This is a genomic window from Ruegeria sp. CF1, from assembly GCF_056537445.1.
This window is the reverse complement of record NZ_JBQFRN010000003.1, coordinates 1-12316: the sequence shown is the minus strand read 5'-3', so window position 1 is coordinate 12316 and position 12316 is coordinate 1. Positions and strand designations below refer to the sequence as shown.

10 protein-coding genes and 1 pseudogene are annotated in these 12316 nt (G+C 55.4%); 3 read left to right on the top strand and 8 right to left on the bottom strand.

Annotation, left to right across the window (positions count from 1 at the left end; all coding sequences use genetic code 11):
* Position 1: 1 nt before the first annotated feature.
* From ACRZ96_RS07815 to dctP, 4 genes are all read right to left on the bottom strand, one after another.
* The gene (locus ACRZ96_RS07815; RefSeq protein WP_170423171.1) at positions 2-1258 is read right to left on the bottom strand and encodes a malonyl-CoA decarboxylase; all 1257 of its coding nucleotides are present in this window, start codon (positions 1256-1258) and stop codon (positions 2-4) included.
* Positions 1255-2571, bottom strand: coding sequence for a TRAP transporter large permease (locus tag ACRZ96_RS07810; RefSeq protein WP_170423173.1), 1317 nt, complete (start codon positions 2569-2571; stop codon positions 1255-1257). Before ACRZ96_RS07810 ends, ACRZ96_RS07815 begins: the two co-directional genes overlap by 4 nt.
* 5 nt (positions 2572-2576) lie before the next feature.
* The gene (locus ACRZ96_RS07805) at positions 2577-3119 is read right to left on the bottom strand and encodes a TRAP transporter small permease (RefSeq protein ID WP_170423175.1); all 543 of its coding nucleotides are present in this window, start codon (positions 3117-3119) and stop codon (positions 2577-2579) included.
* 101 nt (positions 3120-3220) lie between these two features.
* A complete protein-coding gene (gene dctP / locus ACRZ96_RS07800; RefSeq protein ID WP_170423177.1) occupies positions 3221-4207 on the bottom strand; it encodes a TRAP transporter substrate-binding protein DctP in 987 nt (328 codons plus the stop codon).
* A gap of 138 nt (positions 4208-4345) precedes the next feature.
* Here dctP and ACRZ96_RS07795 point away from each other — a divergent pair, with 138 nt between their 5' ends.
* Positions 4346-5002 (top strand): GntR family transcriptional regulator, encoded by a 657-nt coding sequence (locus ACRZ96_RS07795; protein ID WP_170423179.1) that lies wholly within the window; start codon positions 4346-4348, stop codon positions 5000-5002.
* Between the two features lie 104 nt (positions 5003-5106).
* On the opposite strand, the gene ACRZ96_RS07790 is transcribed toward ACRZ96_RS07795, so the two are convergent.
* Positions 5107-5271, bottom strand: coding sequence for a hypothetical protein (locus tag ACRZ96_RS07790; protein WP_170732836.1), 165 nt, complete (start codon positions 5269-5271; stop codon positions 5107-5109).
* Positions 5272-5782: 511 nt separating this feature from the next.
* Here ACRZ96_RS07790 and ACRZ96_RS07785 point away from each other — a divergent pair.
* Positions 5783-6172 (top strand): annotated as a pseudogene (locus tag ACRZ96_RS07785) (IS5/IS1182 family transposase); the annotation flags it as partial.
* 240 nt (positions 6173-6412) lie between these two features.
* Positions 6413-8392 (top strand): bifunctional 2',3'-cyclic-nucleotide 2'-phosphodiesterase/3'-nucleotidase, encoded by a 1980-nt coding sequence (locus ACRZ96_RS07780; RefSeq protein WP_480814374.1) that lies wholly within the window; start codon positions 6413-6415, stop codon positions 8390-8392.
* An 89-nt stretch (positions 8393-8481) separates the two neighbouring features.
* On the opposite strand, the gene ACRZ96_RS07775 is transcribed toward ACRZ96_RS07780, so the two are convergent.
* From ACRZ96_RS07775 to ACRZ96_RS07765, 3 genes are all read right to left on the bottom strand, one after another.
* Positions 8482-9630, bottom strand: a complete 1149-nt coding sequence (locus ACRZ96_RS07775) for an amidohydrolase (protein WP_480814373.1) — start codon at positions 9628-9630, stop codon at positions 8482-8484.
* Between the two features lie 108 nt (positions 9631-9738).
* On the bottom strand, positions 9739-10755 hold the full coding sequence (locus ACRZ96_RS07770) for a GlxA family transcriptional regulator (protein ID WP_480814372.1): 1017 nt from the start codon (positions 10753-10755) through the stop codon (positions 9739-9741).
* A gap of 317 nt (positions 10756-11072) precedes the next feature.
* On the bottom strand, positions 11073-12068 hold the full coding sequence (locus ACRZ96_RS07765) for a helix-turn-helix domain-containing protein (protein WP_170561483.1): 996 nt from the start codon (positions 12066-12068) through the stop codon (positions 11073-11075).
* Positions 12069-12316 lie beyond the last annotated feature (248 nt).

Below are 12316 nucleotides of genomic sequence, written 5' to 3'. Positions count from 1 at the left end.
GTTACCTTTCCTGTGTCGTGGTGAGAGAGGCTGACGCGGCAAGCGATTTGGCCTCGGACGAGGCGATTACCTCGCGGGTGTTGGCGAACTGTTCGTGGTTCTGCGCTACGCGGCCAAGGTCATAAAGATAGTTGACCATGGTGCCACCGGACTGTGCCCGGCCCTTGTCCGAAACATCCGCGTCGGCATGAACCGCATGGACCAGCGCACCGTTGCCAAGATGGAACCGTGCCACCGGATCGAACGGCAGATCGCCCCGACCTTTGGCGTTCAACAGGTAATGTGCGGCCAGTGCTTTCATCTGATCGGGCTCTTCGATGTTCCAATCGATGCCTTCCTGCGACAACCATTTGGTCAGCCCCGGAATTGGCGAGAGCGTGACGAAGGTTTTCAGCCCCGCCAACTCAGCCGACAGGTCCGAGGCCACCTGTTTGATCAGCGAATTGCCGAAAGAGATGCTGGCCAACCCGGCCTGACAGTTGGAGATCGAGTAGAACACAGCCGTATCGGCCTGATCTTCGGGCAATGGATCGCGGTCTTCGGCGAGCAAGGCCTGTACGGAACCCGGAATACCGCTGTTCAGCGCCACTTCGACAAAGATCAGCGGCTCATCAGGCATCGAGGGATGAAAAAAGGCAAAGCAGCGCCGGTCAGTGGGTTCCAGCCTGCGGCGCAGGTCATCCCAGCTGTCGATGGCATGGACCGCCTCATACGCAATGATCTTTTCCAGAATATGCGCCGGGCTTTCCCAGTTGATCGGGCGCAGCACCAGAAAGCCACGATTGAACCAGCTGGCAAACAGGTGCCGGAAGTCCAGGTCAAGCGCCTGCAATTCGGGCTCCTTGCCGCCCAGTCGCAATAGGTCGGCGCGCATCTGAACCAGCGCTCCGGTGGCACCGGGTACCCGGTTCAGACGGCGGATCATTTCCTGCCGGGCCGGTTCCACCGCAGCCGCAAAGGTGCGATAGGTCGCTTTCGAAGGGTTGCGCTCGTATTCGTCCAGTGACGAACGTACCGCCTCGGGATCGATATTCATGGCGGTGGCGAGATAGCGGAAGAACTCCAGCTTGTCGTCATCACTCAGCGTATCGAACCGGGTCAGGATTTCCTCGGCCAGCGCCAGCCCCGAAGTTTCCCCCGCTGACCCAACCAGCGCGTCGGCCAGTTCGGTCAGTGGTCGGCCATCCGGAGCCACCGCGCCGTCGCGGCGGTAACGCCGCTCGAACACGGTGGATAGAAGATCCGCCAGCAGGGTCATACCGCTGCTCCCATCACCAGGTCAGGCAGCCATGTGGCTAGACCGGGGAACAGGCACAGCAGGACAATCGCGATCACCATGCAGGCCACGAAGGGGAGAGAGCCTGTCAGGATGGTCTTGAGCGAGATGTCGGGCGCAATGCCGTTGATCACATAGAGGTTCAGGCCGACAGGGGGCGAGATCAGGCCAATCTCCATGTTGATGGTCAGTACAACCGCAAACCAGATCGGATCGAAGCCAGCGGTGGTGATAATCGGCAGCAGGATCGGTGCCGCCATCAGGATCACAGCGACGGGCGGCAGAAAGAACCCGGCGATCAGCAGGAACACGTTGACCGCACCCATCAGAACCCAACGGTTCACGTCCAGCGTACCGATCCATTCGGCAATCGCCTGTGTGATGAACAGCGAGCTGAGCATGTAAGAGAACACACCGGCAGCGGCGATGATGAACAGGATCATCACGCTTTCCTTGGTGCTGTCGCGCAGCACGACCCAGATGTCCTTGGGGTTCCACAGCTTGTAGATGATCATCGCGATCAGCAGGCAGAGCAGGGCACCGACAGCAGCCGTTTCCGACGGGGTGGCGATACCGCCATACATGGCGTAAAGCACACCCAGAATGATGCCGAGGAAGGGCAGCACGCGCGGCAGAATCTCGAACCGTTCGGCCCAGGTGTAGCTGCCCGAACCCAGACGGGTCGCGTCACCGGATTTCCAGGTCGAATACAGCGACCAGGCCATGAACAGACCCACCAGCATAAGGCCCGGGATCACACCGGCCAGAAACAGACGGCCAATCGAGGTTTCGGTGGCAATACCGTAAACGATCATGGTGACCGATGGCGGGATCAGGATTCCCAGAGTACCGCCTGCAGCGATCGAACCGGCGGCGACGCCGTCAGGATAGCCACGTTTGCGCATCTCCGGGATACCCATCTTGCCGATGGCGGCACAGGTCGCGGGTGACGAACCGGACATAGCCGCAAATAGGGCACAGGCACCGAGGTTTGATACGACCAGACCGCCGGGAACACGGGTCAGCCAGCGTTCCAGCGCTTCGTACAAATCCGCTCCAGCTCTGGTAGAGGCGATTGAGGCCCCCATGATGATGAACATCGGGATAGACAGAAGGGCGAAGTTATCGAGTTTGCCGAACAGGATTTCCGGCATCAGTTCCAGCGAGCGCGGTCCGTCAAAGACGATTAGGAACCCAGCCGAGACGATCAGCAGGCCGATGGCCACGGACACGCCCGAGAAAAGAACAAGGATGGTGGCGATGGCGACAATAGCGCCGAGCAGAAGGGGATCCATCGGCTTTACTCCAGACCAAATGGTTTATCGATGCCAAGCAGGACGGCGACGAGATCGGCGATCAGTTGCAACAACAGCAGACCAAAGCCAACTGGGATGGCGAGGTAGGGGATCCACAGGCGAACGCCCCAAACGGTGTCGGATTTCCATCCGCGCTCCCATGCGAAGTGCCAATACTCGTAGCCGTAGAACAGCATGACTGAGACGATGGCGATGGACAGAACCGAAGTCAGGATCGCCATGTAAAAGCGGGCTCGAGGTGCGAGCGAAATCGGGATCAGGTCAACATTCACGTGACCGCGCAGGCGCTGCACATAAGGCAGACCGACCAGGGTTGCGGCGATGACCAGATAAATGACCGCTTCGGTTTGCCAAATGGTCGATTGATTCAGCACGAAGCGCACGATGATCATCTGGCAGGTGATGGCGACAGCAGCGACGATCATGCCTGCGGAACACCATCCAGCCAGAGTTGAAAGCGCAGCGACAAAGCGAAGGAAGGGATTGTTCCCTGTGTGGGAAGCAACGGCAGAGCTATGACCGGCCATTTGCGCCTCCTGTGATTGAGATGCAATTAAGTCTGAAGATCAGAGAAGATCAGAACCAAGATCGGATGCCGAGCGGCGGCAGGCCGCCCGGCAAGATGGGGTCATTCGACTGCCAGAGCCTTGTCCAGCAGGTCCTGCCCATCAGGAACCTCTTCTACGAAGGCCTTGTAAGATGTTTCCATTGCCAGCGTACGCCATGCTTCGAAGTCTTCGGCGCTCATCTCCGCAATCTCAACACCGGCGTCGGCAAAAACTTTCGCCGAGTTGGCGTCCTGTTTCTTGGCCTCTTCCAAATAGAAGGCCTGTGCCTTTTCCGATGCAGCCAGCAATGCGGCTTGCTGATCTTGGTTCAGTCCGTCGAAGGTGGATTTGTTCATCAGCAGCGGCTGATACATGAACCACAGCGCCACATCGCCCGCAGGGGTATAGCAGGCAACCTGCTCGTAGATGCGGTAGCTGACAAAGGACGAGGACGACGTGTTGGCCGCCTGCAAAACGCCGGTTTGCATGGCGTTATAGATTTCCGACGACGCCATTGATGCGATCGAGGCATCAGCGCCGGCCAGCATCTGCTCAAAGGATTTACCTGCCGCGCGAGTCTGCAGGCCTGCGACATCCTCAGGGTTCGTGATGCACTTGTCTTTACCGGCGAAGCCACCGGCCAGATAGCCATGCACCAGCACCATCACGTCGTCCTGAGCCATTTTCTCTTCCAACGCCTCCATGAAGGGCGAGTCGGCCAGACGGGCAGCGTGATCGTGGTTTTTCACCAATCCCGGCATCAGCGTCAGATTATAGGCAGGCTGCTGACCGCCGGCGTAGGACAGCGGCAGTATGGTCATATCCAATTGACCGCGGCTGAGCGGCTTGTACTGCTCGCGCGGCTTGAACAGCGATTTCGAGCCGAAAATCTTGATTTCCAGATCAACGTCCGCCGCCGCAACCTCGTCTGCAACAATCTGTGCTACTTGATGGCGAATGTCCTTGTTCGACCACTGATGTGACAGGCGCAGTTCCTCCGCTGACACCAATGTACCTGCGGATGCAAGCGCCAACGCAGCGACGGCCGTTTTGAACACTGATTTCATTTTTTCCTCCCGTTTTCAGTCCCGGATGAGCCGGGGATGAATAGAAGCATAGGGCAGTGATGTTTTTTTAGTCAAGGTTTTTGTATACAAGATATGATTTCTTGAGTTCTCGCCTAATCACAAGTAAAACAGAAACCTATGGACCAACGACTTGCAGATACCATCGCTCAGGATTTGGAAGAGCTGATTTTTGACGGGACATTTTCGGACGGTGACCGTCTAGATGAGGTCAAACTGGCTGAGCAGTTCGGGGTCTCACGAACGCCACTTAGGGAAGCATTCCAGAGACTTGCCTTGTCGGGGTTGGTCGATCTGATAGCGCGGCGGGGCGCTTTTGTCCGACAGCCCGGCCCGGTGGAACTGATGGAGATGTTCGAGGTCATGGCCGAGCTTGAAGCCGTTTGCGGTCGACTTGCGGCGTTGCGCATTTCCGATGAAGCTTTGCTTGAACTGACCGAAGCTAACAGCAAATGCCAACTGGCCGTGGATGCGGGCAATCCCGATGCGTACTACCTGGAAAACGAGCGGTTCCATCGAATCATCTATCAACAGTCCGGCAATGCATTCTTAGAGCAAGAAACTTCCAAGCTGCACAGAAGGCTCAAACCATTCCGTCGACAGCAGCTTCGGTTCCGTGGTCGTATGGCCCAGTCCATGGCCGAACACGAAGAAATTGTCAGAGCCCTGAAAAAAGGCGTACCGGAAGAAACAGCGAATGCGCTGCGTGACCATGTCGCCGTACAGGGTGAGAAGTTTCGCAACCTTATGGCTTCACTAAAGAGCGCAGCTGAGTAGCAGTTGCCATTAATACACGCGGAATTTCATTGTGAGCGCGACTGGGCTGGTCAGCTAGCGTTGATGCCAGTGCGCCTTTGAATCAGATCTCAAATATAATCGGGTCAAATTTCGAACCCCATGTAGGTGAAGATGATGACCGTAAGATAGACCATCCCGGCTACAAACGAAGGAATGATGGTCGGTAGGATGATTTCATTGGCGAAGCCACATTGAAGGCTCCCAAGGTTACCGCAGACCAGCAGCAGGATCATTATGGCGGATTTCATCAACCAGCCAACATTTAGAATCCAAAGTATCTTTTAGATAATCTGCATAGTGATCAGTATCATGAACCAACCCAACACGATGGCAATGATCGTAACGCCTCCAGGGCAGAGCTTGAAACCCTGAATTCGCACCATAACGAGGCCAAACAGATAGAAAACCGCTGAAACCTGAAGCGCACGAGTGGTTCGATAAAGCCAAGAGTACCGCGCGCTTATCCCATCGCCGAATGCCCGCTGCACCTAGTCGATCAGCTCGCCTTCATCCGGATAAGTGGTGCCCAATTCGGTTTTGACCACCCGTGCGGAACAAACAAATATTGGTGAAGATGATGAGCCGCCAGACCAGCAATGAGGGTCATATGACTACTGACGCGGCAACGATAACGAGCACCAGAATCGAACTGACGGCGATGAATACAGCTCTGAATATGTTTACTTTGGGCGGGCCGGACACGGGAATGTTCTGAAAGAAAATTGATGTAAGCAAGTTGCAAGTGTTTGTTAATTCTTGAAAAACGGCGCAGGGGGGCGTCTGATTGGTCGAACCAAGCGCGGCACGAACACCAAGTCACACGCCATCTGCGATAGCCAGAGGCGTTCGCTTAACCTGATTGTCACCGCCGGACAGGTCAGCGTCGGCATTGGCGCATGCGCGATGCTTGGCGACTTTCTAAATGTCGAATGATTGCCCAGGGAACGCGGCCACGATGCCGACCGGTTCCGGGAAGCATTGCAAGACAAGGGGATACGTGCCTGCAATGCAGGCTGAACGCAAAGCAAGACCCCGGTCAAATATGACAAGCGTCGGTACAGACGGCAAAACCGCGTCGAGATCATGTCCGGCAGGCTCAAGGGTCTTATGCGCGTTGCGACGCTCTTTGACCGCTGTTCGGGGGTCTGACTCTCAGCTAGCGCTCTCGCGGAAACCGCCATCCATCGGTTGGAAGGCCTGACGATGGGGGCAGTTCGCTGCAATCGCCTTTGGTGCGTAAAGTGGCTTGGACTGTGCAACTCAATACAATAGGCTTTTAGGATCCTACCCCCAAGTTCGACATGTTTGTTGCAAAGATCTTCACTGTCATACCCTTGTTGTGAAAAGCATCCAGAACACGCGTCGATCCACAAACCTGAGAGGTGCCTTATGTCCTATTCCAATCGTAGTTTGATTTCGCGCCGTCAGTTTCTTGCCACTACGACCGCCAGCGCAGCTGCCATCACCTTGCATCCCTTTTCGGCGGCGGCGGCCAACAATCAGGCGCATCTGAGGATCATGGAAACCACCGACATCCATGTTCACGTGTTCCCATACGATTACTATGCGGACAAACCGCGCGATACTGTCGGGCTGTCGCGGACCGCTTCGATCATTAATGAGATCCGTTCCGAGGCGACAAATTCGCTGCTCGTCGATAATGGAGATTTTCTGCAAGGCAATCCGATGGGCGATTACATCGCCTATGAGCGTGGCATGAAAGAAGGCGATAGCCATCCGATCATCACTGCCTTCAATACTGTTGGTTATGACGCTGCCACTTTGGGCAATCACGAGTTCAACTATGGCCTAGATTTCCTTGAAAAAGCGCTTGCTGGTGCAGAATTCCCCGTGGTTCTGGCCAATGTCGCAAAAGAGACTGGGGCGTCCCCCCGCGATGATACGACTCTGGTGAAGCCCTATGCCATCCTTGAGCGTGAGATTGAAATGGGGGATGGCAGCAAGCATCCGATCAAGATTGGTGTCATCGGTTTCACGCCACCTCAGATCATGAACTGGGATCGCAAGCATCTGGAAGGCAACGTGCAGGCGCGTGACATTGTCGAAACTGCGCAGGCTTACGTCCCCGAGATGCAAGAGCAGGGTTGCGACCTGGTCATCGCCCTGTCGCATTCCGGCATTGGGGATGCGGATCACGCTGATGGAATGGAAAATGCGTCGGTCGTTTTGGCAGGGGTCGATGGCATCGACGCGCTGGTGACCGGGCACAATCACCTGGTATTCCCGTCCGCTACCTTTGCGGATCGCCCTGGAATTGATGTCGACAAGGGGACCTTGATGGGCAAACCGGCGGTCATGGGCGGCTTTTGGGGGTCACATCTTGGCCTGCTGGACCTGCTGCTTGAGCGCGACGGGAACGAATGGCGGGTTGTGACGACAACGTCTGAGGCGCGCCCGATTTCAAAGCGCAACGAAGATCGTTCGATCACGGCACTTGTTGGCGACGATCAGAAGGTGCTGGACTCGGTGGCGAAAGATCATGACGAAACACTGGCCTATGTACGCCGCGCGGTCGGCAAGACTTCGGCCCCGCTGCACAGCTACTTCGCGTTGGTTGCGGATGATCCATCGGTGCAAATCGTCTCGATTGCGCAGAAATGGTACGTCGAAGAGATGATGAAGGGCACCGAACATGAAGGTCTGCCCATTCTATCGGCTGCAGCGCCGTTCAAGGCAGGGGGTCGCGGCGGCCCGGACTATTACACAGATGTTCCGGTGGGCGATGTTGCGATCAAAAACGTGGCTGATCTTTACCTGTATCCCAATACCGTGCGCGCGGTGCGGGTGGACGGTGCACAGGTTCGGGGTTGGTTGGAACGCTCGGCGGGTATGTTCAACCAGATCGAGGCGGGATCAGAGGATGCGATTTTGCTAAACCCGGACTTCCCGTCTTACAATTTCGACGTGATGGACGGTGTGACCTACCAGATCGACTTATCGCAACCGTCGCGCTTTGGACCCAAGGGGGAAGAGATCAACCCGGATGCAGCCCGTATCGTAGATTTGGCCTTCAACGGTGAGGCGGTCACGGATGACATGGAGTTCATCATTGCCACCAACAACTATCGTGCTTCGGGCGGCGGCTCTTTCCCGGGCGCAATGGGTGATACCGTCGTGTTCGAAGCCCCTGACACCAACCGCGACGTGATCGTGCGGTATATCGTCGAGCAAGGAACAATCGATCCCAAGGCCGATGCAAACTGGTCGTTCGCGCCGCTTTCTGACACTACCGTGTTGTTTGAAACTGGTCCAAAGGCGCGCGACTACATGGGCGAAGTCAAAGGCGTCACCATCGAGGATGCCGGTGAAGGCGCTGATGGGTTTGCGGCATTCCGCATCAGGCTCTAGCAAGGGTAAGGTCCAAATTATAGTGTGAGCGGCCGTCTTAGATCATTCATCTGACGGCCGTTCGAAGGTGCTATGTTGCTGGGCCTCGTTCAGTCTTCGTCTTGCAGCGGAAGCCTGTCGCGCACGAGATTTGCCCAGAATTCCGCGCCGATCGGCAGTAACGCATCGTTGAAATCGTAGTCGTTCGAATGCAGCGGTTGACCGTTGGGGCCGGATTCACCGTTGCCCAGTAGGATAAAGCAGCCGGGTACGGCTTTGCAAAAATGCGCGAAATCCTCTGAAAAGCTCATCGGTTGACGATTGGGAAGTGTGTCCAGCCCGGATAGCTGCGCGACGCGGATGGCAGCCTCGGTCGGGATCGGTGCGTTGACTGTTTCGATGAATTCGGTTTTGAAATCCACTTGGACTTCAACGCCATGGGCGGATGCGATGCCATGCGCAATCTTGCGCATGTGTTCTTCGATCTTGTTTCGATCTTCAGGGCTGCGAGCCCGCGCATCACCCTTTAGCGTTGCCGTTCCTGGCAGAACGTTGCGCTGCCCGTCGGTCAGAAATTCGGTCACTGACACAACCGCCCCGGCGCCCGGGGCCAGCTTGCGTGCGACAATTGTCTGAAGCGCCAGAACGATTTCTGACCCAACGGTTAGCGCATCACGTCCAGACTGCGGCATGGACGCATGGCCGCCTTGTCCATTGATCGTAATTTCGAAAAGGCTTTCTGATGTGCATATTAAACCGGTTCGGGTCGACATCTGCCCGGCGGGTGCCCCAGGCAGGTTATGTATGGCGTAGACTTCTTCGATTGGAAATCGCGTCAAGACATTCTCGTCCAGCATTGCATTAGCCCCCAGTCCAAGCTCTTCATTCGGTTGAAACAGGAACACCACCGTGCCGCTGAAACCGGGATCCGAGGACAAAGTCTTTGCTGCGCCCAACAGCATCGTCATGTGACCATCATGGCCACAGGCGTGCATAATGCCGGGATTTTGTGACACGTAATCATGATCGCTGGCTTCCTGAATGGGTAGCGCGTCCATATCTGCGCGTAATCCGATCGCGCGGTTGCCTTGACCGGCCCTTAGGATACCCACCACGCCCACGCCTTCATGAACTTCAAGCCCGTATTGACGCAGCAGCGCCGCAACTTTGGCTTTGGTTTTCGTTTCATTGAAGCCCAATTCGGGGTGTCTGTGGAATGACCGCCTAAGTTGGCGCAGTTCGGGTTGGTTCAATTCCATGGCGGTTAATGTTCCCAGATTACAGGTGCTATCCGAGCGGGGCGAACTCGGACTCTAGCCCTGATTGGTAGAGTACGATCGCAGCCGGGTCCACCGGCACGGCATCTCTCAATCGTTCTGTCCCGACCAGCCTCGCCTGAATGAGGTCGGCGCTGCGCCGTATCGTTTCTTGAACCGAACTGTCAGTTGGGTCGCGCTGCCAAAACCCGTGGCGGCCGCAATTTCAGCAACGGTCATTTCTGTTTCGCTTAGCAACGCGTAGGCGCGCGCCACACGCAATTCGATATAGAATTGTACCGGGGAAACCTCGACATACTTTTGAAACAGCCGCTCCAACTGTCGGCGAGAAATCTGAACGATCTTGGCAATCTCAGAGATAACCAGAGGCTCTTCCAGATTCTCATGCATGATCTGGATGGCGTTGATCAGGTATTGGTTCCGACTGCCCAACGCGACAGAAAACGCGGATTTCTGGAGCGTTTTTTGATTGTTGGATCGTGAGTGGATGCACATGTCCGAGACGATGATGGCCAGATCCTTTCCGAAGTCGGTTTCAATCATGTCCAGTACCATATCGGTTGCCGCGTTACCTCCACCGCATGTCATCAGATCATTGTCAATCTCATACAGGTTAGCCGATGGTGTCAGGTGTTCGAAGTGTTCAACAAAGGCGGGTTGGTTTTCCCAATGCAGTGTGAACCTCTTGCCGGTCAGCATACCTGCCTTGGCCAGCGTAAATGCGCCGGTACAAATTCCACCAAGCTTGCAGCCAAACGCTTTCTGACGGCTGATCCACGAAAGGATCGTTGAATTAATGCTTTCCGATGGTTCGATCCCTGAACACACAAACAATCTGGATGATCGCGGTAAATTATGCAGAGCCAAGTCAGCTGCTATTTCGACTCCATTGGAGCATCGAACAGGGTTCCCATCCTCGGAGATCAGAAACCACTTGTAGAGCTCTTTGTTGGTGACCTGATTGGCGATCCTCAGCGGTTCAACCGCTGCGCTAAAGGCAAGCATGGTGAGTTTCGGCAGTAACAGAAAATAGATCTCGTTGGATGGTCCGTCATAATCGATGTCGAACGTCGCGGCCCCTTTCGGAACGAAATTCCTAGGTTTCATGCTCTCTTTTCCTAGTGCGGACCTGGATGGTAAACCGACCCGTACAAAATCGCATCGATCGAAACACCAGCGTATCAACTTCGCAGATCACAAGCGAGAGGTCCTACGACAACAATTAGCCAGCGCGTAGCTGCGAACTTGTCTTAAAGACGGCAACTGAGGATTTAGCCGGGCCAATATTTGGGCCGGTGGCAAAGCATTGTTAACTGGACTAACAATCGTATCTGTCGTCAACCTCATGAATGGTGAATGCCAAAAGGTCAGGCCCAGTGTGGTATCAACCGCATTCGACTGCGCTGTCGATTCACACGATCAAGCTAAACAGCCTGAGTTTTGCCTGCAAATCGCCGATTTCGTACACTTTCGGGCGATGCATCATAGTGATCCCGGAACGCACGCACCAATGCACTTGTGGAAGAAAAGCCCGTAGCAGTCGCCACTTCAAGATAGGTCATCTCGGTAAATTGAAGCAGGCCATAGGCCCGTTCTAGGCGAAGTTCCCGATACGTTGTCAGCAGTTTTACACCCGTTCTGTCCAGAAACCGCCGCTGTAACTGGCGCGTTGATGTACCAAGCGCCATCGCAAGTTCCGGTATCCTAAGCGGATCCTCCAGATTGTTCTGCATCTTTTCAACAACCTGTCGCACCATTGGGTCGGCTTTTGAACGTCTGATCAATCGAGCTGCCAGTTGGCTTGCGCATGTAGTTTGCCTGTCGGCCAACCCGATATAGCTGCGTACTGACTCGGCAAGATGCTCGCCGTGATCAAAGGCAACAAAATCGGACAACAAACGCAACGTGCCCAATCTGGTTGATGCGCTATGGGTGCGGCTATCTGAGGACCAGTATGTACCCGAACCGACGTCGATCAGTCCAACCTCTTGCGCTGCGGCAGAAAAGTTGGGGTGAACCGATGCAATTCGCTTGGTTGCGCGAGCGGTCTGGGCGAGAAGAAACACTGCACCGCCAACGAGAATTGATCGGGAGGACAGGTTCAATACTTGGGCGATCCAGGTTTTGTCCGACGGTGTCAGAGGCCAGCTTTTGTAGATATCCCCCCAGAAAATCGCGGTTCGCCCGGCCCAGTGCAAGGGTCCGCCCGCCGCGCCGTCGGCAATGGTGCGGATATTTGTAATGTATGTATGGCCTTCGTTCAGTTCATTTAGGGCACGATAGAAATCAACCAGCATATCTGCCGATGCTTCCGCTTCGGCCTCGCAAAGAATGATCTCGATATGATGATCTCGTTTGGGTCTTGCCAACGTGGTTTCGGTCAAATGCGCATGGTCATTTACAGGGACATAATGCTTCATTTCTCCTCCACCTTCTTTAGCGCTTCGGCCGCGAACAGTCGTTCCCGAATTCGGATTGAAACCCCCGCCAGTTGGCGGGGGTTTATTGATTGAGTATTATTCAGCTGCGTCCATGTATTCTGACATTGGCGGGCATGTGCAGATTAGGTTTCGGTCTCCGTATGCGTTGTCGACGCGGTTGACGGGGGACCAGTATTTGTCGACGCCCATGGAGCCTGGGGGGAAGCAGGCCTGTTCACGGGTGTAGG

Excerpts from the sequence above, each read along its gene's own strand:
- dctP (WP_170423177.1), bottom strand. The coding sequence starts at position 4,207 with ATGAAATCAGTGTTCAAAACGGCCGTCGCTGCGTTGGCGCTTGCATCC.
- ACRZ96_RS07795 (WP_170423179.1), top strand. The coding sequence starts at position 4,346 with ATGGACCAACGACTTGCAGATACCATCGCTCAGGATTTGGAAGAGCTG.
- ACRZ96_RS07765 (WP_170561483.1), bottom strand. The coding sequence starts at position 12,068 with ATGAAGCATTATGTCCCTGTAAATGACCATGCGCATTTGACCGAAACC.
- ACRZ96_RS07805 (WP_170423175.1), bottom strand. The coding sequence starts at position 3,119 with ATGGCCGGTCATAGCTCTGCCGTTGCTTCCCACACAGGGAACAATCCC.
- ACRZ96_RS07790 (WP_170732836.1), bottom strand. The coding sequence starts at position 5,271 with ATGAAATCCGCCATAATGATCCTGCTGCTGGTCTGCGGTAACCTTGGG.
- ACRZ96_RS07810 (WP_170423173.1), bottom strand. The coding sequence starts at position 2,571 with ATGGATCCCCTTCTGCTCGGCGCTATTGTCGCCATCGCCACCATCCTT.
- ACRZ96_RS07770 (WP_480814372.1), bottom strand. The coding sequence starts at position 10,755 with ATGAAACCTAGGAATTTCGTTCCGAAAGGGGCCGCGACGTTCGACATC.
- ACRZ96_RS07815 (WP_170423171.1), bottom strand. The coding sequence starts at position 1,258 with ATGACCCTGCTGGCGGATCTTCTATCCACCGTGTTCGAGCGGCGTTAC.
- ACRZ96_RS07775 (WP_480814373.1), bottom strand. The coding sequence starts at position 9,630 with ATGGAATTGAACCAACCCGAACTGCGCCAACTTAGGCGGTCATTCCAC.
- ACRZ96_RS07780 (WP_480814374.1), top strand. The coding sequence starts at position 6,413 with ATGTCCTATTCCAATCGTAGTTTGATTTCGCGCCGTCAGTTTCTTGCC.